Origin of the sequence: Paraburkholderia sp. A1RI-2L, assembly GCF_048957375.1 — a bacterium.
Lineage (GTDB): Bacteria > Pseudomonadota > Gammaproteobacteria > Burkholderiales > Burkholderiaceae > Paraburkholderia.
In genome coordinates this window covers 2,394,512-2,415,676 of record NZ_JARBTA010000001.1, presented here as the reverse complement: position 1 = coordinate 2,415,676, position 21,165 = coordinate 2,394,512, and the positions used below count along the sequence as shown (strand labels likewise).

The window sequence follows — 21,165 nt, the reverse complement described above, 5'->3', positions numbered from 1 at the left end:
ACCATCATGTCGATCTATTCCGTTCTCTCCGCGCTGCTTGACTATCCCGAGCAGCCCCTGCTCGATGCGCTCGACGAAATCGAGGGCGTGCTCGCCACGTCGCCGCACGGGCCGTTCGCCGTGCGCGAACTTGCGCCGCTCATCGCGGCGCTGCGCGAGCGCTCGCTCACGGAGTCGCAGGAAATCTACGTGGCGACGTTCGACCGCAATCCGCGCCACTCGCTTCATCTGTTCGAGCACGTGCACGGCGAAAGCCGCGCGCGTGGCCAGGCGATGGTCGATCTGCTCGACGAATATCGCAGCTTCGGACTCGATGTCACGGCGAGCGAGTTGCCCGATTACGTGCCGCTCTTTCTCGAAGTGCTCGGCCTGATCGGCGACGAAGAAGCCAGCGCGCTGCTCGGCGAAGCGATTCACGTGCTCGCCGCGCTCGGCAAGCAGCTCGAGCGAGACGAGAGCCCCTACGCCGCCATCTTCACCGTGCTGTGCGAGATGAGCGTGGTCGAGCCGCTGCCGATCACCGGCGCGCCGATACGCGACATGGACGAAGCGCTCGAGCGCTTCGGCACGGGCGCCGACGGCGTCGAGCCCCTCCTGCAGCCGTTCGGCGCGGGCGCCGCGAACGCGCCGCAGATCGTCCAGTTCCACCCGCGCACGGCGTATGCAGCTTCGTCCGCCATGCCCGGTCGCACAAAGGAAATGCAATGAACATGTTCAACCAGTTTCTGTTCGGCATCTATCCGTATATCGCCGCATCGATCTTCCTGTTCGGCTCGCTCGCGCGCTTCGAGCGCGAGCAGTACACGTGGAAGGCCGACAGCTCGCAATTGCTCTATCGCGGGCAACTGCGTCTGGGCAATATCCTTTTCCACATCGGTATCCTCGGGCTCTTCGCCGGGCACTTCGTGGGCCTGCTCACGCCTGTGGCGGTCTGGGACTGGCTCGGCGTGCCGCATCAGGCCAAGCAGTTGCTGGCGATGATCGCTGGCGGCGTGATGGGCACCATGTGTCTCGCGGGTCTCGCGATCTTGCTGCACCGCCGCTTCACGAACGCTCGCATCTCGGCGGTCACACGTTTCGGCGACAAGGTGCTGCTGTTGTGGATCCTCGTCACGCTGCTGCTCGGGCTCACGACGATCGGTGCGTCGGCCAGCCACATGGATGGCGCCATGATGGTGCGTCTCATGACCTGGGCGCAGCACATCGTGACGTTCCGCGGCGACGCCGCAAGCTACGTGCTCGATGCGCCGCTCGTGTTCCGCCTGCATCTGTTCATGGGCATGACGCTGTTCGTGATCTTCCCGTTCACGCGTCTCGTGCACGTATGGAGCGGGCTGGCCTCGGTCACCTATCTGTCGCGGGCATGGCAGGTCGTGCGCAGCCGCTAGGCACGCGCCTGAGGCGGGCCGCCGGCCCGTCTTCCGTGTCTTCATAGCGAGGTTGCTGAAATTGCTGAGGTTGCTGTAGTTGCCTCTGGGCGGCCGTGGGGATCGGCCGTTCTTTTGCGGGGAGCGAGCGATACGCGAGCTCCCTTTTTTTGTGCTTCTTCGCCGGGCATCCGGCTGGCACGCCGCGGCGAACTGGCGCATAGTGTCGCAGTTCAAGGCCAATCTGGCCGCTGGTCGTGCTGTTTGCGATACGTCAACCGATAATGAGGAATACCGGCGCCCGCGCGCCGCACTTCGTTCTCCGTGTCTTTTATGGCGATGACCCGTTCTCCCGATTCCGCCGCCTGCTCCGGGCCGCACCTGGCGGCTGCCGGAGCCGCCACTTCAGCCGGCTCGCTGGCGCCCTTCCGCCGGCGCCTGTCCACGCGCATCGTCGTGCTCTCCACGGTCGTGCTCGCCATCGTGCTCACGATGATCGGCGGCACGCTCTGGCTCTCGTGGCAGCTCGAAGGCGCGGGTGCCGCGATCAACGACGCCGGCAGCCTGCGCATGCGCGCGAATGCGGTGGCTATCGAATTGTGGGAGAGCCGTCAGGGCAACCCTTCGCGGCTCGACGCGCAGATTGGCCAGCTCAACGAGACCCTGCACCAGTTGCACGAAGGCAATGCGGCTCGCCCGCTATTCCTGCCCGACGACGTGCTGATTCGCCGGCAATTCGACCGGGTTGCCACGTCGTGGCACGAACGGCTCGAGCCGGCCGCGCAGCGCGACCGTGTTGCGGGCGTGGGTGCGCCGTCGGCGTACCTCGCGCTGCTGCCCGGCTTCGTCGATGACGCCAATCAACTCGTCGTGCTGATCGAGCGCGAGAACGCGCGCAAGACGGCGTGGCTGCGCACTTCGCAGATCGCGCTCGCCGCGCTCTCGTGCGTGGGCACCGTGGCGATCGTCTATCTGCTTTACCTGTGGTTCGTGGTGCCCGTGCAGCGCCTGCAGGACGGGCTCGCGCGCATCGAGGCGCAGGAGTTCGATACGCGCCTGCCCGTCGATACGCGCGACGAATTCGGCCATCTCGCGCAGGGCTTCAACCAGATGGTCGCCGAGCTGCAAGCGCTGTATCAGGACCTTGCTGCGCGCGTGGACGTGAAGACCGCGCAACTGGCGGCGCAAAACCGCGAGCTGCGCATCCTGTACGAAATGGCGGCTTTTCTCAATACGCCGGGGCCGGTCGAGCCGCTGTGCCGCGACTTCCTCACGCGCCTCATGCGCGAGTTCGAGGCCGACGGCGGAACGGTGCGTATCGCCTCGGCCGAGGACGACAATCTGCATCTGCTGGTCGCCGAAGGCCTGCCCGAGGAACTCGTGCGCGCCGAACAATGCATGCCCGCGCAAGACTGCGCATGCGGTGCCGCATCGGCGGAAGAGCCGGTGGTGGTGGTCGATCTGCGTAACCTGGTTGCAGGCACGGGCGCCAAGGGGCGCATGCCCGCCATGAGCGACGCCGAGCGCGAGCACGCGCAGCATTGCCTGCGCGCGGGTTTTGCGAGCGTCGCGGTGTTCGGCATCGTTTCGCAGAGCGAGCCGCTCGGCACGTTCTCGCTGCACTTTCGGCGCGAGCGCGATATGCCGCCCTCGGAAGTCCAGTTGCTGCAAACGCTCGGCCGACATCTCGGCGTCGCACTGAAGAACCGGCGCCTCGCGGCGCTCGCGCGCCAGCTCGCGGTTTCGGAGGAGCGCAACCTCGTCGCCCAGGGGCTGCACGATAGCATTGCGCAAGGGCTGAGCTTTCTGAAGATGCAGGTGCACCTGCTCGATGGCGCCGTGGCCGACGGCAATCTCGACGAAGCGCGCGAGATCGTGCCGCTGCTCGCGGGCGGCGTGAAGGAGAGCTACGACGACGTGCGCGAGCTGCTGCTGAACTTCCGCTCGAAGCTCGAGTCGGGCGCGCTGCGGCCCGCGGTGGACGATACGGTGGCGCGCTTTCGGCGCCAGTCGGATGCCGAGCTCACACTCGATTATCGCGACGAGGGCGGCCCGCCGCTGCCGGCCGATCAGCAACTCCAGGTCCTGTTCGTGCTGCAGGAGGCGCTTTCTAACATCCGCAAACATGCCGAGGCGCAGCACGTGCATGTGAGCGTCGTCAACCGGCGCGACTTCCGCCTCACCATCGAAGACGATGGCGTAGGCTACGATCCTGCCGACATTGCCGCGCGCGGCGAGGCCCATGTCGGTTTCCATATCATGCGCGAGCGCGCCAAGCGTCTTGCGGGAACGCTTGCGCTCGACAGCGCGCCGGGGCGCGGCTCGCGCGTGGAGCTCGTGCTGCCGGCCGCGAGCCGCAAGGCGGCTTGATCGGCTTTATTCGCTTGTGATCTACCCTACGCGCCGGGCTTCGCGCCACCACAGACCGAATCGCCACAATCTGAATTTCAGGCCATGACCATCCGCATTCTGCTCATCGACGACCACACGCTTTTTCGCTCGGGCGTGAGCGCGCTCTTGCAACGCCAGCCAGACCTCGAAGTGGTGGGGGAAGCCTCGGACGGCGTCGAAGGCCTCAAGCGCGCGCAGCAGCACGAGCCCGACGTGATCCTGCTCGATTTGAACATGCCCGGCCTCTCGGGGCTCGAAACGCTGCAATTGCTGGTGCAGGACCTGCCCGATGCCGCCGTTGTCATGCTGACCGTCTCCGAGGAAGCCGACGAGCTCACCGCGGCGATGCGCGCGGGCGCGAGCGGCTTCCTGCTCAAGAGCATCGACGCGGAGGCGCTCGTCGCGGCCATTCGCAAGGCGGCCGCCGGCCAGCCGGTGATCACCGAGCACATGACGGCGAAGCTGGTCGAGCAGATGCGCAAGCCGGCGGCGGCGCCGAGCGCGCCCAGCGCGCCGCGCACGAGCGGCGAGACGCTCACCGCGCGCGAGCGCGACATCGTGCGCGAGCTCGCGCGCGGGGCGAGCAACAAGGAGATCGCGCGCACGCTCGATCTGGCCGAAAGCACGGTGAAGATTCACGTGCGCAACATCTTGCGCAAGCTGAACCTCTCGAGCCGTGTGCAGGTGGCCGTCTACGCGGTGGGGCACGAGGGCATGGCGGACGGCGCGGGCGAGCCGCGCGAGGGATGAGGCGGCGCGTGCCGCCTTGCCAGACGCCAGAGGCTCAAACGAGCCGCAAATAGATCAGCTCGCGCTTGATGTAGGCGTAGAAGATAGGCGCGGCAATCACGCCCTGGATGCCGAACGCGGCTTCCATCACGAGCATCGCGACCAGCAGCTCCCACGTGCGCGCCTCGATCTGGCCGCCCACGATGCGCGCGTTCAGGAAATACTCGAGCTTGTGAATCACGATCAGGAACGCGAGCGCCGTGACCGCCGCAGGCAGGCTCACGGTCAGCGCGATCGCGACGATCAGCGTATTCGAGATCAGGTTGCCGATCACGGGCAGCAAGCCGACCACGAAGGTCACCACGACGAGCATCTTCGCGAGCGGCAGCGGCGCGTGAAAGAGCGGCAGCACGAGCAGCAGGAAGAGCCCGGTGAACACCGTGTTGATGGCCGAGATCTTCACCTGGGCGAACACGATGCGGCGGAACGCATCGGCAAAGCGCGACACGCGCGTGACGAAGGCGGTCGAGAGCGGCAGCCGCGTGGCGTTCTTCTGCGTGCCGATGGCGACAATCGCGCCGATGATCATGCCGATCACGATATGCCCGAAGATGCGCGCGGCGTTCTTGCCGCCCTGGCCGAGCTGGGTGGCGTGCTCGTGCATGAGCGCGATGGCCTTGAGCTTCATCTGGGCGACGTCCACGGGCAGATAGGCCGCGATGGCGTCGGGAATCCGCGCGCGCGCCTGGTCGACGAACGTCATCATCTGCGCCATCACTTTCTGGACGCTCGGCACGTCGTTTTCAAACTGTTCGATGACGCCCACGGTGAGGCCCGTGAGCACGCCCACGATCACAATGGAAACCAGCACGACCGAGAGCCAGCGCGCGCGCTGGCTCGACATGCGCCGCTCGATCAGCGGCGCGATGGTGTGCACGAGCTGAAAGACGAGCATCCCCGCGAGCAGCGCGCCAAGCAGGTTCAGGTGCAGCACCGCCCACAATCCGGCGAGCGCGGCCACATAGCTGCCAATTTCCACCGCCGAGAGTTTCGGCAGGCTCATGTCGCTCGTGAGCCTGACCGGTCTTGGCCGCAGGTCGCGCACCTGTTTATCGTCGGTCGCTTCGTTGCGCTTGACCATGTTGGGTGTATTCCGTCTTCAGACCGCGGGGACGCCAGCGCCCCCGCTCTGTTGTTGCTACAGCCGGGGTTGCCGCGGCCATGGCCGCCGCAACCATTTCGATGGCCTATTTCCCCGAAGCCGCGTCAAGCGCGGCCACCTGGCGCTTGAGCAGCGGCGCGAGATAGCGGCCCGTGAAGCTCGCCTTGGCCTTCGCGACCTGCTCGGGCGTGCCCTGGGCCACGATCTGGCCGCCGCCCGCACCGCCTTCGGGGCCCATGTCCACGATCCAGTCGGCGGTTTTGATGACATCGAGATTATGCTCGATGATCACCACTGTATTGCCCTGGTCGCGAAGCCGGTGGATCACTTCCAGCAGTAGTGCGATGTCGTGGAAATGCAGGCCCGTGGTCGGCTCGTCGAGTATATACAGCGTGCGGCCCGTATCGCGCTTCGAGAGCTCCAGCGACAGCTTCACGCGCTGCGCCTCGCCGCCCGACAGCGTGGTGGCCGACTGGCCGAGACGGATATAGCCAAGGCCCACGTCGAGCAGCGTCTTGAGCTTGCGCGCCACGACCGGTACGGCCTTGAAGAACTCATAGGCCGCCTCGACCGTCATGTCGAGCACTTCGCTGATGTTCCGGCCCTTGTACTGGATCTCCAGCGTCTCGCGGTTGTAGCGCTTGCCGTGGCAGACATCGCAGGGCACGTAGACATCGGGCAGGAAGTGCATTTCGACCTTCAGCACGCCGTCGCCCTGGCAGCTTTCGCAGCGGCCGCCCTTCACGTTGAACGAGAAGCGGCCTGATTCGTAGCCGCGTTCCTTGGCCGCCGGCACGCCCGCGAACAACTCGCGGATGGGCGTGAAAAGCCCCGTGTAGGTGGCCGGATTCGAGCGCGGCGTGCGGCCGATCGGCGACTGGTCGACGTTGATGACCTTGTCGAAATGCTCGAGCCCCTCGATGGCCTCGAACGGCGCGGGCTGCGCCGACGACCCGTACAAATGCTGCGACACCGCGTGATAGAGCGTGTCGTTGATCAGCGTGGACTTGCCCGAGCCCGAGACGCCCGTCACGCAGGTGAGCAGGCCCACCGGCAGGTCGAGCGTCACGTGCTTGAGGTTGTTGCCGTAGGCTTCGACGATGCGCAGGCGCCGCTCGCCGGGTTCGATGCGTTCGTCCGGATAATCGATGCGGCGCGCGCCCGAGAGGTACTGGCCGGTCATCGAGGCCGGGTCGTTCTCCACCTCCTTCGGCGTGCCTTCGGCGATCACCATGCCGCCGTGCTCGCCGGCGCCCGGGCCCATGTCCACGACATAGTCGGCCATACGGATCATGTCCTCGTCGTGCTCGACGACGATCACCGAATTGCCCAGGTCGCGCAGATGCTTGAGCGTGGAGATGAGACGGTCGTTGTCGCGCTGATGCAGGCCGATGGACGGCTCGTCGAGCACGTACATCACGCCGGTGAGGCCCGAGCCGATCTGCGAGGCGAGGCGGATGCGCTGCGCCTCGCCGCCCGAGAGCGTTTCCGCGCTGCGCTCGAGCGAGAGATAGTCGAGGCCCACGTTATTCAGGAACATCAGGCGCGCGACGATCTCCTTGACGACTTTGTCCGCGATCTCGCGCTTGGCGCCTTCGAGGCGCAGCGTCTGGAAATAGCCGAGCGTGTCGCGCAGCGGCCAGCCGCTCACCTCGTAGATCGCGCGCGCGTCTTCACTGGAGCCGATCCGCACGAAACGCGCCTCGCGGCGCAGGCGCGTGCCTTTGCAGTGCGGGCAGGCCTGGTTGTTCTGGTATTTCGCCAGTTCCTCGCGCACCGCGGACGAATCGGTCTCGCGGTAGCGGCGCTCCAGGTTCGGGATGATCCCTTCGAATACATGCTCGCGCACCGAGGTGCGGCCGCGCTCGTTGATGTATGAGAACGGGATTTCCTGCTTGCCCGAGCCGTAGAGCAGGACCTTGCGCACCTTTTCGGGCAGGTCCTCGAACGCGGCGTCGATGTCGAAATCGTAGAACACCGCGAGGCTTTGCAGCATCTGGAAGTAGAACTGGTTGCGCCGGTCCCAGCCCTTCACCGCGCCCGCGGCGAGCGAGAGCGACGGATGCGCGACCACGCGCTTCGGATCGAAGAACGTGATCTGGCCGAGGCCGTCGCATTCGGGGCAAGCGCCCATCGGGTTGTTGAACGAGAAGAGGCGCGGCTCCAGTTCCGGCAGCGAATACGAGCAGATCGGGCAGGCGAACTTCGAGCTGAACAGGTGCTCGCGGTGGGTGTCCATTTCGAGCGCGATGGCGCGGCCGTCGGCGAGGCGCAGCGCAGTTTCGAACGACTCCGCCAGACGCTGCTTCATGTCGGGGCGCACCTTCAGGCGGTCGACCACCACGTCGATGGTGTGGCGCTCGCTCTTCTTGAGCTTGGGCAGCGACTCGACTTCATAGATCTTCGCCTCGCCTTCATTGGCGGTGCCGCCGCCCGAGCGCACGCGAAAGCGCACGAAGCCCTGCGCCTGCATGTCGTCGAAGAGCTCGGCGTGCTCGCCCTTGCGGTCGGCGACCACGGGCGCGAGGATCATCAGCTTGGTCTCTTCGGGCAGCGCGAGCGCGGCGTCCACCATCTGCGAGACGCTTTGTGCCTCAAGCGGAATCTCGTGGTCGGGGCAGTAGGGCGTGCCCACGCGCGCGTAGAGCAGGCGCAGGTAGTCGTGAATCTCGGTGACCGTGCCCACCGTCGAGCGCGGGTTGTGCGAGGTGGCCTTCTGCTCGATGGAAATCGCCGGCGACAGGCCCTCGATCAGGTCGACGTCGGGCTTCTCCATCAGTTGCAGGAACTGGCGCGCGTAGGCCGAAAGGCTTTCCACGTAGCGCCGCTGGCCTTCCGCGTAAAGCGTGTCGAACGCCAGCGACGACTTGCCCGAGCCCGAAAGCCCGGTGATCACCACGAGCTTGTGGCGCGGCAGGTCCAGATTGACGTTCTTCAGGTTGTGGGTTCGGGCCCCACGGATACGGATTTGTTCCATGAACCTGCGGGAGAAAGGGAGGCTAAACCTGCTACTATAACGACTTTTCCAGACCGCCGTTACGGCTTGCTGAAGGTCTTTGAAAGGTCCCGGATGGCCATAGCGAGGCTGCGCATGGGGCGCGAAAGAAGATCGACAGGAAGCAGCCGGGGATCGTTTCAGGCGTGGGGCCAGCGTAAGCGCAGAAGCGCGAATTCTGGCCGACATGGGGGCTGCCCGCATCGCTGTCGTCCCTGCAAGGCCGCCACGGCCGCAATGACAACGCCGCGAAGCTCGCCCGATGCCCGCTTCGCCTGCCCCAAGGCCAGAAAACGCGCGCGCAGCGGCGGCGCAATCAGAAAACGCTCCGATGTCCTCCAATTCACCCGCTACTTCTTCACGCATGAGCGCGCCGGAAATGCGCGCGACCGTGTCGCTCGCCGCGATCTTCGCGTTGCGCATGCTCGGCCTCTTCATGATCATGCCGGTATTTTCGGTCTACGCGAAAACCATTCCCGGCGGCGACAACGTGCTGCTCGTCGGCATTGCGCTCGGGGCCTACGGTGTCACGCAATCGCTCCTGTATATCTTTTATGGCTGGCTTTCGGACAAGATGGGCCGCAAGCCGGTGATCGTCATCGGCCTCGTGATCTTTGCCCTCGGCAGCTTCGTGGCGGCTTTCGCGCACGACATCACGTGGATCATCGTCGGGCGGGTGATTCAGGGCATGGGGGCGATTTCCTCGGCGGTGCTCGCGTTCATCGCCGACCTCACTTCCGAGGAGCACCGCACCAAGGCCATGGCGATGGTGGGCGGCTCGATCGGCATGTCCTTCGCGGTGGCGATCGTGGGCGCGCCCATCGTGTTCCACTGGGTCGGCATGAGCGGCCTGTTCGCCCTCGTGGGCGTGTTCTCGATTCTCGCCGTGGGCGTCGTGCTGTGGATCGTGCCCGATGCGCCCAAACCCGTGCATGTGCGCGCGCCGTTCGCCGAAGTCCTGCACAACGTGGAACTGCTGCGCCTGAACTTCGGCGTGCTCGTGTTGCATGCCACGCAGACCGCGCTCTTTCTCGTCGTGCCGCGCCTGCTCGTGGACGCGGGCCTGCCTGTGGCGTCACACTGGAAAATTTATCTGCCGGTGATGGGCGTCTCGTTCGTCCTGATGGTGCCTGCCATCATCGCCGCGGAAAAGCGGGGCAAGATGAAGGCTGTGCTGTGCTCGGCCATTGGGCTTATCCTGATCGGCCAGCTTCTGCTCGGCTCGCTTGCGCATACCATAGCAATCGTGGCGACCGTGCTGTTCGTGTACTTTCTCGGGTTCAATATTCTCGAAGCCTCGCAGCCCTCGCTGGTGTCCAAGCTCGCACCGGGCAACCGCAAGGGCGCGGCCACGGGCGTCTATAACACCACCCAGTCGATCGGGCTCGCGCTCGGCGGCGTGGTGGGCGGCTGGCTGCTCAAGCACGGCAGCGCGAGCGCGGTGTTCTATACGTGCTCGGGGCTCGTGTTCTGCTGGCTTATAATCGCGGCCTATATGAAAGTGCCGCTGAAGGCGCCGACCAAGCGCGCCTGATGGGCCGGGGCCACGGTCGTGCCCGCCCTATGCTTTGAAGCGAACCCGGCGTTCGCAGCAACAATTTTCGCGAAAGGCGGTCCGCGCGCGGTGCATCGCAATCTCAAGCCGATGCGCGAAAACGCGTGGCCGCTCCTCGCAACGGAATCAACAGGAGAAACTCATGGCATCCGTGAACAAGGTGATCCTCGTCGGCAACCTCGGCGCCGAACCGGAAGTGCGCTATCTGCCCAGCGGCGACGCTGTGGCGAACATCCGCCTCGCGACCACCGACCGCTACAAGGACAAAGCGTCCGGCGAGTTCAAGGAAATGACCGAATGGCACCGCGTGGCGTTCTTCGGCCGTCTGGCCGAGATCGTTTCCGAATACCTGAAGAAGGGTTCGTCGGTGTATATCGAAGGCCGTATTCGCACGCGCAAGTGGCAAGCGCAGGACGGCACCGACCGCTATTCGACGGAAATCGTCGCTGACCAGATGCAGATGCTGGGCGGCCGCAGCAGCGGCGGCGGCTCGTCGGGCGGCGACATGGGCGACGACGGCGGCTATAGCCGCGAGCAGTCGGCTCCGCGCGGCGGTGGCCGCGCAGCGGGTGGTGGCGCGCCGCGCGCGAGTGGCGGTGGTGGCGGCGGCGGCGGCGGCCGTTCGAGCGCGCCCGCTGGCGGCGGCTTCGACGAGATGGACGACGATATTCCGTTCTAGGTCCGATAGCCCGACGCTGTAAAGATCAACCCCCGCCTTCGTGCGGGGGTTTTTATTTGCGGTGTGCGTGCAGGCGGGGGCCGGCGTTGCTGCCTATGCCTGCCGCCCCCGCAACTGCCGTGTCAACAGCCGCTGCAACGCTTGCGCGCTCTCGGGCAACGCCCGCCCGGGCCGCACGAGCAACTGCATCTGCGCGCGTCGCGCTAGCGCGTGTGCGACAGGCAGAGCCGCGAGCTTGCCCTGATCCAGTTCGTTTTGCACCGCAAAAGCGGGTAGCACGGTTACGCCGAGACCGGCGACAACAAAGTTCTGTAACCCGATCAGATGATTGGTCTCGAGCAGCAACTGGAACGTGCAGGCTTCTTCCCGCTCGATTTGCTGCATGATTTTTCGCGTGCCATAAGCGGACCCAGCCAACGCAAAAGCATACGGCAGCAGTGCGTCGACGCAGACTTCCCGCAGGCTGGCCAGCACATGGCCCGGTGGAACGACGGCGCACATCGGCCGGGTCACGCTGATGGCCTTTTTCACTTGCGCCAGACGCGTATCGAGCGGCGGCCCGTAAGTAATGCCCAGATGAATGGCGTCCTGTTCGAGCCATTGCACGATGTCGTCCATGCCGCCCAGCCGCAGCGATACGGTAAGCGCGGGGTGCCGCTCATGCAGACGATAGAGCGCGTCGCGCATGAGGCCGCCGGCGAGCCCCTGTACCAGGCCGATCTCGACATGGCCGTCGTCGCCGGCTTGCAAGCCGGCCAGGCGGGCGGCCAGGGTTTCTCTCCGTGCGATGTAGCCGGTGTAGTAGTCGAGCAGAAGCTTGCCGGCTTCGGTGGGTTTGATGACGCGCCGGTCAGGCTCCAGCAGGGGCATGCGTGCCGAGTGTTCGAGTTGCGCCAGTTGCCGGCTGACTGACGACGGCGCGACACCGAGATGGTCGGCGGCTTTGCGCACACCCGCGCGATTCACGACCTCGTGAAGGTAGCGAAGTCGGCCAATCGTGATGCCATCCATATTCGGCTGGCCAGAGCAGGATTTCATTGCATACCTCCGAGGCTGTTGTCTTCAACGCAACGAGACCGCGCGAACGATGTTATTGAGGCGCGCCCGGCCGGGAATTAGCCTGAAAGTCCTGTGTCGAGCTTTGGAGTCCATCACGCCATGTCACGCATCGTTTTCCGCAATGCACGGTTGTTCGACAGTGCAGAGGCCACGCTCAAGCCCCATGCGACGGTCGTCGTCGAAGATGAAAAGATCGAGGCGGTGTCATTCTCGTCGCCTCCCATGCCCGCCTTGCACGACGACCAGGTTTTCGACCTGGACGGCCGCGTGCTGCTACCCGGTTTGATCGATGCGCATGTCCACGTTACTGCGACCGTGTCGGACTTCTTTCAGCTCACGTTGATTCCACAATCATTGATCACGGCCCAAACGAAGGACGTGCTCGATGCGATGCTTTCGCGTGGCTTCACGACCGTGCGCGATGCGGGCGGCGCCGACAGCGGCCTCGTGCGCGCCGTCGAAAACGGTCATTTCGCCGGGCCGCGCCTGTACATTGCGGGCCGCGCCATTTCGCAGACCGGCGGCCATGGCGACCCGCGTCCGGAGTTTTTCCAGGGAATGCGTTGCGTGTGCTGCGGCGCGCTCGGCCTGCTGGGCCATGTCGCCGATGGCGTTCCCGCCGTGCGGCGCGCCGTGCGCGAGGAAATTCGCAATGGCGCGCACCATATCAAGGTCATGGCTGGCGGGGGCGTTTCCACGCCGAATGATCCGCTCGATGGCACGCAGTTCTCCATCGAGGAGATGCGGGCGATCGTCGAGGAGGCGCGGGCCGCGAAGACTTATGTCATGGCGCATGCCTATTCGCCCGAGGCGATTCAGCGCGCGGTGCAGTGCGGGGTGCGCTCGATCGAGCACGGCAATCTGATCGACGAGAACACGGCGCGCATGATGGTGGATCATGACGCTTGTCTCGTGCCCACGCTTTCCACGTATGCGGCCATCACGCGTCGCGGCAAGGCGCTGGGCTGGTCCGACGCCATGCTGCACAAGACGGCCATCGTGACGGATCAGGGCCTCCATGCGCTGAAAATCGCCCAGGACGCCGGCGTCAAAATCGGTCTTGGGACCGACCTGCTGGGCGACATGATGGTCGATCAACTCGAAGAGCTGACCTTGCGCGAACGCGTCATGTCGCCAGCGCAGATTCTCAGGAGCGCCACCGCCGTCAACGCCGGGATCATGGGGCTTGCGGGCCAGGTGGGGGAGATCGTGCCGGGTGCGTTTGCCGATCTGCTCGTGCTCGACGGCAATCCGCTGGATGGCCTCGCGCTCCTTCAGGACGAGAAAAAGCGGCTCGCCGTCATGAAAGGCGGCCGGTTTCACGTCAACCGCCTCCCTTGCGCCTCATGACTAACGTCGTCTCGCAGATCCTGTTTGGATTTACCGGTCTGATCGCCATCATCAATCCGCTCGGCATGGCCTTTGTCTTTCTCGATCGCACGCAATCGCTGAGCGACGATGGCCGCGTGAAGCTCGCGAGGCGAGTGGCGATCAATTCGATGATCGTGCTGCTCGTCACGTTTTTCGTGGGCACGCGCATCCTGAACTTCTTCGGGATATCGATGGCGGCATTGCGCATTGGCGGCGGCCTGACGGTGACCGTGAGCGGCTGGCAGATGCTCAATGCGCCCGACATCCCCCCTGACGATGCCGTTCAGGCGCGACCGATCGCAGCCGCCAGTCCGCTGGACAAGGCGTTCTTCCCGCTCACGATGCCATTGACCATTGGCCCGGGAACGATTGCCACCGCCATCGCGCTGAACGCGAGGTACTCGCAGCAACTGGAGGACTTCTTGCTGAGCAGCCTGATTTCGGTGGTCGTGGCGGTGCTGGTGGCCGGCGTGATCTGGCAGCTTTTCGGTCGCGCGGGGTGGTTCGCGCGGCACTTGGGCATTGAGGGAACGCGTATCGCCGAGCGCATCTCGGCCTTTCTGCTGCTGTGCATCGGTGTGCAGATCATGCTGACCGGATTCTCCGAATTCTTGCAGCCCATATTCAAACTATCGCCAGGGTCTTGATGCACAGAGCCGCGTTGCGCACAGCAACTGCGGCGTTTTTGCACACCCAAATGGTTCTATGACAGACCTGTTTTTTTGATCTACATCACGGCAGAACTTTCTCGCCGGAGTGACCATTTAAAAGATGCTTCAAATTTGCATCTTACAAGGCCCTTCATCGCGATCTGACAGTCGATACATCCCATCGACATCGCACCAGCGCCGTCACCCACAAGAAAAGGAGAAAGCCGTGTTTTGCTATCAATGTGAACAGACCGACCGCAGCAACGCAACGCCAGGTTGCGCGTCGGCAAAGGGCAACTGCGGCAAGGACGCCACCACGGCGGACCTGCAAGACCTGCTGATCCACGCGGCCAAGGGCATCGCCCAGTACAACGCGCTTGCCCGCGGCGTCGGCAGCGCCGACCGCGAAGCCGACCGCTTTATCCTCTACGCCATGTTCACGACGCTGACCAATGTGAACTTCAATGCGGCGCGCTTCGTGGGAATGCTGCGCGAAGCCGCACAGCATCGCGACCGCGTGAAGCAGGCCTACGAGACGCAGGCCTCTGCGCAGGGCGTGGCGGTGCAGGAGCCGGCCGGCCCGGCGCGCTGGCAACCTGGCGCGAACATCGCGGAGTTGCAGGCGCAAGCAAGGCTCGTGGGCGTGAATGCGGGGCTCGACACGCTGGGCGCCGACATCGTCGGCCTGCGCGCACTGGTGCTCTACGGCTTGAAGGGCGTTTGCGCCTATGCGCATCACGCCCGCGTGCTCGGCTACGAAAGCGAAGAAGTGTATGCAGGGGTGGAAGCCGCGCTCGAATTCCTCGCGCGCGAGCCCGAGGAGGCCAGCGAACTGCTCGAGCATTCGCTCGCGCTCGGCAGCCTGAACCTCAAGGTGATGGAATTGCTCGACGCCGCCAATACGGGCCGCTTCGGCAACCAGCAGCCCACGGTCGTGCGCATGACGCCGGTGGCGGGCAAGGCGATCCTCGTTTCCGGCCACGATCTGGGCGACCTCGAAGCCTTGCTCGAAGCCACCAGGGATAGCGGCGTGCAGATCTACACGCACGGCGAGATGCTGCCCGCGCACGCCTATCCGAAGCTCAAGGCCTACTCGCACCTCGCCGGCAACTACGGCGGCGCGTGGCAGGACCAGCAGGCGGATTTCGCAAACTTTCCCGGCCCCGTGCTGATGACCTCGAACTGCCTGATCGAGCCGCTGCCGCAATACCGTCAGCGCGTCTTCACGACCGGTCCGGTGGGCTGGCCCGGCGTGCGCCATCTCGAACATGGCGCGTATGCGCCGCTCGTGCAGGCGGCGCTCGCCTTGCCCGGCTTTCACGAGACGGCGCCCGAGGAAACCATCACGATCGGCTTTGCTCGCCATACCGTGCTCGGCGTGGCTGACAAGGTAATCGACGCCGTGAAGGCCGGCCAGATCCGCCACTTCTTTTTGATCGGCGGTTGCGACGGCGCAGCGCCCGGCCGCAACTATTACACCGACTTCGCCGAGGCCGCGCCCGACGACACCGTCGTCATGACGCTGGGCTGCAACAAGTACCGCTTCAACCGGCACGCGTTCGGCGACATCGGCGGCATTCCGCGTCTGCTCGACCTCGGCCAGTGCAACGATAGCTATTCGGCCATCCGCATTGCCGTCGCGCTTGCAGACGCTTTCGAGTGCGGCGTGAACGACCTGCCGCTCTCGCTCGTGATCTCGTGGTTCGAGCAGAAGGCCGCCGCGGTGCTGCTGACGCTGCTCTCGCTCGGCATTCGCAACATCCGCCTGGGACCGACCTTGCCGGCTTTCCTCACGCCGGGCGTGCTGCAGATCCTCGTCGAGCAGTTCGGGATTCAGCCGATCGGCGACGCGCATGCCGATCTTGCCGCCGCGCTCGAACGCAAAGCAGCGTAAAAACGCACCGGCGCTGAGGCATTCATGAGCTATCGAATCGAAATCACCACGCGCGACGGCCAGGCGTTCGCGTTTGCTTGCGAGCCGGAGCAGGACGTGCTGGCGGCGGCCGCGGCGGCGCAGATCACGCTGCCGTCGCAGTGCCGGCGCGGCAGTTGCGGCGCGTGCCATGCGAGCGTGGCCGAAGGCGACTACACGCTCGGCGCGCACAGTGTGGATGCGCTGCCGCCAGCCGATCCGCGCGCGGTCTTGCTGTGCTGCACGACGCCGCGCAGCGACTTGAGCATTGCCGCGCCCTATGACGGCACGAAGGTACTGTTGCAGCCTGTCGCCGTGCGTGGTGCGCGCATCGCCGCACTGGAGACGCTCGCGGACGATACGCTCCGCCTCGAACTGGGTCTCGAACCCGACGACGCCCACGGCAGCGCCGCCGAGTTCGAAGCGGGGCAATTCGTCGAACTGGAGCTGCCTGAAAGCGGCGTGCGCCGGCCGTTCTCGCTCGCCAACACGAGCAACTGGGATGGGCGGCTCGAGCTGCTGATCCGCCTGCGTCCTGAAGGCGTGTTTTCGTCATACCTGCGCGAGCGTGCCCAGGTGGGCGACGCGCTCACCGTGCATGGGCCGCAGGGCGGCTTCGGCCTCTTTGCGGAAAGCCTGCGCCCGCGCTGGTTCGTGGCGGGCGGCACGGGGCTCGCGCCGGTGCTCTCGATGCTGCGCCGCATGGCCGAGTTTCAGGAAATGAACGACGCGCGGCTGTTCTTCGGCGTGAACCGTGAGAGCGAGCTCTTCATGGCCGAAGAACTCGGGCGGCTGCAGGCGGAGCTTGCGCAATTGCACGTCGAACTATGCGTGCGCGAGGGCGGCTCGGCGTGGCGAGGCTTTCACGGCACGCCGGTCGAGGCGCTGCAAGTGGCGCTCGCATCGGCTGACGAGCCGCCCGATCTTTATGTCTGTGGCCCGCCCGGCATGGTGAGTGCCGCACAGGCAGTGGCGGCAGCGGCAGGCGTGCCTGCCGCGCAATTTGCCAGCGAACGCTTTGCGGTCTGACGCTCGGCCTCGTGTCTTGCCTTGAACCTCGCCCGTGGGCGAGGTTTTTTTTATCATGGCAATTTCGCTGCCCCGCGAGGCGCATTCCGCCGTCTGCTTCCACCTACCCAATGAGCACCGACCATGAGCACACTGCCGATTTCCTTTGATGACGTGGCCGCCGCGCACGAGCGTATCCGCGGCGTCGCGCACCGCACGCCTGTGCTGACCTCGCGCACGGCGAACGCGCTCGCGGACGCGGCGCTGTTCTTCAAGTGCGAGAACCTCCAGCGTATGGGCGCGTTCAAGTTCCGCGGCGCCTATAACGCCATTGCGCAGTTCACGCCGGAGCAGAAGGCGGGCGGGGTGATCACGTTTTCGTCGGGCAATCATGCACAGGCGATCGCGCTCTCGGCGCAGCTGCTGGGCGTGAAGGCCGTGATCGTGATGCCGCGGGACGCGCCTGCGGTGAAGGTGGAGGCAACGCGCGGCTATGGCGGCGAAGTCGTTTTCTACGACCGCTATACCGAGGACCGCGAAGCACTCGGCCAGCGTCTTGCCGCCGAGCGCGGCCTCACGCTCATTCCGCCTTACGACCACCCGCACGTGATGGCGGGGCAGGGCACCGCGGCGAAGGAGCTATTCGAGGACGCGGGCGAGCTCGACGTGCTGCTCACGCCGCTTGGCGGCGGCGGGCTGCTCTCGGGCTGCGCAACGTCGGCGCATGCGCTCGCGCCGCGCTGCACGGTGATCGGCGTCGAGCCCGAGGCGGGCAACGACGGCCAGCGCAGCCTGCAGGCGGGCTCGATCGTCCACATCGACACGCCCAGGACCATTGCCGACGGCGCCCAGACGCAGCATCTGGGCGGCTATACGTTCGCGGTGATCCGCGAGCGCGTGAGCGAGATCGTGACCGTGAGCGACACGGAACTCGTCGAGACGATGAAGTTTTTCGCGAGCCGCATGAAGCTCGTGGTCGAGCCCACGGGTTGCCTCGCGGCGGCTGCGGTCCTGCACCGCAAGGTGGACGTGCGCGGCAAGCGCGTGGGTATCGTGATCTCGGGCGGCAATGTCGATCTGCTGCGCTTCGCGGCACTGACGGGCGCGGCGTCGTGATCGGGCGCCACGTGGCTGCGCGCTAGCCCCGGCGCGCTTGCCGCGCGTGTCCACCATGCGCAGCGAAAGGTCGATGTCGAAAACATTTTCATCAGCACTGCTTTCGATCACGGCGCTCGGCGATACCGTCACATGACGGCACAGGCGAGGATCGCACCTTCGGCTATTCCGGTACTGCAATCGGCATTGGGCTGGCCACCCGCTGTCTGGCTTTGGGCATCCGCATGTGCGGCACTGGCGTGGCCCGCATTTGCACGCTCGTCGTGTCCGTCAGATACCGTCAGCACAGTCGTCACGCATTCGCACAAGTCGAAGGGAAAGGCGAAGGTGGAAGCGGCATGTTGACCGTCGCTGCGTGCGGCATACTCCGACATAACGAAAGACGTTCGATGCAATCCGGAATAAGGCTTTAAATTTGATTCGTATAACTGAATCTTTTTTGCGGTTAAAGAAGCTTTGACGTTTCGGAAATCTCTGATTCAGGGAATCTTTAATCGATGTTCAGATGACGGCTCCAGAAAGATTGTGCCTCGCGCAACACAGGCATCGTGAGTCCCGGCTACAAGATCGGGCACACCTGGGCCGATCCGATACCCCTACTACATCGAGAGAGAGCCACCTTGAAACTAAGAGTCGTCCTTGCCGACGATCACCCTTTCGTTCTGCTGGGCGTACGCTCCGCGCTCGAAGCAACGGGAGACATACAGGTCGTCGGCGAAGCGTCAGGCCCGGGCGCGCTTTTTCGCACACTCGAATGCGTACCGTGCGACATCGTGCTGACCGATCTCACCATGCCGGGCGATGCCGGCGAGGCCGAAGATGGTTTGCATCTTGTGCGGCGCCTGTGCCGTGACTGGCCGCAGTACCGCATCGTCGTGTTGACCAGCATCACGAACGTCGCCATCCTGCGCGCCGTGATGAACACGGGTGTCACGGCGCTGATCCGCAAGAGCGAGCCCATCGACGAACTCACCGGCGCGGTGCGCGGCGCGGGTAGCGGCCTGCGCTACGTGAGTCCGCCGATCCTCGAAGCGCTCGCCGCTGCAGGAGCGGAACGTGCGGAAAGCACGCGCGCGCCGCGCCTCTCGCCACGCGAGTCTGAGGTGGTCCGTCAGTTCGTCCACGGCCGTACGATCACCGAGATCGCACGGGCGCTGGATCGGGACGTGCGCACCGTGAGCCGCCAGAAGCGCGATGCCATGGCGAAGCTTGGCGTGAACAACGATGCAGGCCTGTTCGCCTTCGTGCGGGCCCACGGACTCCTATGAGCTCGCCGCCAACTACCCAGGCCCGTGTCTGGCCTGCCCACCTGACGTCGGGATTCGGCCGCGAGGGCGGCGTGCGCAGCCTGCAGGAGCTGGCGTTGCCGGATGTAGGCGATCGGGCGTTGCCTGTGCGCGTCATCGTCGCCGACGATCATCCGCTCGTGCTGTTCGCGCTCGACAACCTGATCGCCACGCTGCCGAACGTGCGGATCGTCGCTCGCGCGCAATCGGTGGCGCAACTCTTTCAAGAGGCCGCCCGGCATGAGTTCGACCTCGTGCTGATGGATCTCTACATGCCAGGCGAAGGGCGCGAGGAGGGACACGATGCAATCCGCAGCTTCCAGGGCGAGCATGCGGGCAAGCCCGTGGTCGTGCTCACCATGGAAAACGATGCCACTGCGCTGCGCAGCGCGATCGAACTCGATGTCGAGGCAGTGCTCAGCAAGCGCGACCGCATCGACCTGATTCCTGTTGCCATCGCTTCGGCCATGGCGCACGAGCAATACGTCGGTCCCGTGGTGCGCGATCTGCTGGAAAAGGCGTCGCGTGAGCAGCGGCGGGCTCACGTGCATCAGGTGCTGTCGCGGCGGGAGTTCGAAGTGTTCACGCACTACGCCGGTGGGCTCGGCGTCACGGAAATTGCCAGCCTGCTCGGGCGCAGCGTCAAAACCATCAGCGCCCAGAAGTGCGCGGCAATGAAAAAACTCGCGCTCAACAGCGACATCGAGCTGTATCGATTCGCGATCGAGTGCGGTGTCGTCCAAGACGAGACCTCCTGATGAGGGCGCGGCCGCACGCGCCTCATAGCCGCGGTTTCTCAAAGGGTTGAGGCGAACCTGACAGGCGCGCATGTTGTCGTTTGTCAGAATTTGTCATGCTGAAGCCCGTCATGTCATCCGATTTTTAAGAGTTGTCCTATCCGGCAATGAGAGTCGTCTGATCATAATTTCCCACTCAACGCGCGAACTGTCGTACAGCGCGACTCTCATTCGATTCCGCCTCTGACATCGCTGGCGAGCCGCCGTGCATGCCTGCAAGAGGGTCGCGCGCCGGTTTGCAGGTAGGAGCGGCGGGGCACGGAGGCAAGACAATGAAGCTCGGTAGGCGTTTGGCAGTGGAAGGCGCAGGCACGGCATGGCTCGTGTTCGTGGGCTGTGCGAGCGCCGCGCTCAATGCCAGCGCGCCGGCACAGGGCTGGAACGTCTTCGACATGGCGGCGGCATTTGGTCTTGCGCTTGCCGTCGCGAGCTATGCATCGGGGCGCGCGTCGAGCGCGCATTTCAATCCCGCTGTCACGATCGGCTACACCATTTCGGGTCGCTTTCCCGCCCGTGACGTCGCGCCGTACGTCGCTGCGCAAACCGTCGGCGCGCTCGCGGGTGCGGCGCTGCTCGCCGCCGTCGCGAGCGGCCGGCCGGGCTTCGCCTTCGTGGTCTCGGACTTCGGCAGCAATGGTTACGACGAGCATTCGCCTTCCGAGTACGCATTCGCCGCGGTGTTTGCCGTCGAACTGGTCATGACGTTTGCATTCGTGCTCGTTCATCTTGTCGTGTCGGCAGCACCGCAGCGCCGCAAGTCGGCGCCCGCCGCGCTGGGCGCGTGTTTCGCGGTCATCTACCTGATTGCCATTCCGGTGAGCAACGGCGGCATGAATCCTGCCCGCTCGACGGGGCCAGCGCTTTTCGTCGGCGACTGGGCGCTCGATCAACTCTGGCTTTTCTGGGCGGCGCCGATGCTGGGCGGCGTGATTGCGGGTGTTTGTTACAGGTTGCTGATGCAACGTCGGACAAATCCGGACGCGAGCGCGGGCGGGGCGCTCGGCGACGCTTGAGCGCAGCTGCCCACGCCTCCATGAAAGCGATGTCGCCGGTTCGACTGGTTGTCCGGTGTGTGCTGCCTTTGCCGT

The 21,165-nt window shown here is 65.0% G+C and carries 17 protein-coding genes; 14 read left to right on the top strand and 3 right to left on the bottom strand.

What is annotated here, in order from left to right:
• Positions 1–6: 6 nt before the first annotated feature.
• The 4 genes from narJ to PWP93_RS10960 all read left to right on the top strand — a co-directional run bounded on the left by narJ (position 7) and on the right by PWP93_RS10960 (position 4,508).
• Positions 7–708, top strand: a complete 702-nt coding sequence (gene narJ / locus PWP93_RS10975) for a nitrate reductase molybdenum cofactor assembly chaperone (RefSeq protein ID WP_421044502.1) — start codon at positions 7–9, stop codon at positions 706–708.
• Positions 705–1,388 carry a respiratory nitrate reductase subunit gamma gene (gene narI / locus PWP93_RS10970; RefSeq protein WP_421044501.1) on the top strand — a complete coding sequence of 228 codons (684 nt, stop codon included), beginning with the start codon at positions 705–707 and terminating at the stop codon, positions 1,386–1,388. The genes narJ and narI overlap by 4 nt, the downstream gene beginning before the upstream one ends.
• Before the next feature lie 318 nt (positions 1,389–1,706).
• Positions 1,707–3,737, top strand: a complete 2,031-nt coding sequence (locus PWP93_RS10965; protein WP_421044500.1) for a type IV pili methyl-accepting chemotaxis transducer N-terminal domain-containing protein — start codon at positions 1,707–1,709, stop codon at positions 3,735–3,737.
• An 84-nt stretch (positions 3,738–3,821) separates the two neighbouring features.
• A complete protein-coding gene (locus PWP93_RS10960; protein WP_421022944.1) occupies positions 3,822–4,508 on the top strand; it encodes a response regulator in 687 nt (228 codons plus the stop codon).
• Between the two features lie 34 nt (positions 4,509–4,542).
• Here PWP93_RS10960 and PWP93_RS10955 read toward each other — a convergent pair whose 3' ends face one another.
• Complete coding sequence (locus PWP93_RS10955; RefSeq protein WP_421022945.1) at positions 4,543–5,628, bottom strand: AI-2E family transporter; 1,086 nt, start codon at positions 5,626–5,628, stop codon at positions 4,543–4,545.
• 106 nt (positions 5,629–5,734) lie between these two features.
• A complete protein-coding gene (uvrA, locus tag PWP93_RS10950; RefSeq protein WP_421044499.1) occupies positions 5,735–8,626 on the bottom strand; it encodes an excinuclease ABC subunit UvrA in 2,892 nt (963 codons plus the stop codon).
• A 349-nt stretch (positions 8,627–8,975) separates the two neighbouring features.
• Here uvrA and PWP93_RS10945 point away from each other — a divergent pair, with 349 nt between their 5' ends.
• Both PWP93_RS10945 and PWP93_RS10940 read left to right on the top strand, forming a co-directional pair.
• On the top strand, positions 8,976–10,178 hold the full coding sequence (locus PWP93_RS10945) for an MFS transporter (protein ID WP_421022947.1): 1,203 nt from the start codon (positions 8,976–8,978) through the stop codon (positions 10,176–10,178).
• A gap of 163 nt (positions 10,179–10,341) precedes the next feature.
• A complete protein-coding gene (locus tag PWP93_RS10940; RefSeq protein WP_421044498.1) occupies positions 10,342–10,878 on the top strand; it encodes a single-stranded DNA-binding protein in 537 nt (178 codons plus the stop codon).
• Positions 10,879–10,971: 93 nt separating this feature from the next.
• On the opposite strand, the gene PWP93_RS10935 is transcribed toward PWP93_RS10940, so the two are convergent.
• The gene (locus tag PWP93_RS10935) at positions 10,972–11,889 is read right to left on the bottom strand and encodes a LysR family transcriptional regulator (protein WP_421044497.1); all 918 of its coding nucleotides are present in this window, start codon (positions 11,887–11,889) and stop codon (positions 10,972–10,974) included.
• 147 nt (positions 11,890–12,036) lie between these two features.
• On the opposite strand from PWP93_RS10935, the gene PWP93_RS10930 reads away from it, so the two are divergent.
• The 8 genes from PWP93_RS10930 to PWP93_RS10895 all read left to right on the top strand — a co-directional run bounded on the left by PWP93_RS10930 (position 12,037) and on the right by PWP93_RS10895 (position 21,090).
• On the top strand, positions 12,037–13,287 hold the full coding sequence (locus PWP93_RS10930) for an amidohydrolase family protein (RefSeq protein WP_421044496.1): 1,251 nt from the start codon (positions 12,037–12,039) through the stop codon (positions 13,285–13,287).
• Entirely contained in the window at positions 13,284–13,955 is a 672-nt protein-coding gene (locus PWP93_RS10925; protein ID WP_421044495.1) for a MarC family protein, read from the top strand. Before PWP93_RS10930 ends, PWP93_RS10925 begins: the two co-directional genes overlap by 4 nt.
• A 229-nt stretch (positions 13,956–14,184) precedes the next feature.
• A complete protein-coding gene (gene hcp / locus PWP93_RS10920; RefSeq protein ID WP_421044494.1) occupies positions 14,185–15,852 on the top strand; it encodes a hydroxylamine reductase in 1,668 nt (555 codons plus the stop codon).
• 24 nt (positions 15,853–15,876) lie between these two features.
• Positions 15,877–16,899, top strand: a complete 1,023-nt coding sequence (locus PWP93_RS10915; protein ID WP_421044493.1) for a 2Fe-2S iron-sulfur cluster binding domain-containing protein — start codon at positions 15,877–15,879, stop codon at positions 16,897–16,899.
• Positions 16,900–17,022: 123 nt separating this feature from the next.
• Positions 17,023–17,994, top strand: coding sequence for a threo-3-hydroxy-L-aspartate ammonia-lyase (locus PWP93_RS10910; RefSeq protein WP_421044492.1), 972 nt, complete (start codon positions 17,023–17,025; stop codon positions 17,992–17,994).
• A 620-nt stretch (positions 17,995–18,614) separates the two neighbouring features.
• Positions 18,615–19,262, top strand: a complete 648-nt coding sequence (locus tag PWP93_RS10905) for a response regulator (RefSeq protein ID WP_421044491.1) — start codon at positions 18,615–18,617, stop codon at positions 19,260–19,262.
• A gap of 158 nt (positions 19,263–19,420) precedes the next feature.
• Entirely contained in the window at positions 19,421–20,038 is a 618-nt protein-coding gene (locus tag PWP93_RS10900; protein WP_421025156.1) for a response regulator, read from the top strand.
• 311 nt (positions 20,039–20,349) lie between these two features.
• Positions 20,350–21,090, top strand: a complete 741-nt coding sequence (locus tag PWP93_RS10895) for an aquaporin (RefSeq protein ID WP_421044490.1) — start codon at positions 20,350–20,352, stop codon at positions 21,088–21,090.
• Positions 21,091–21,165 lie beyond the last annotated feature (75 nt).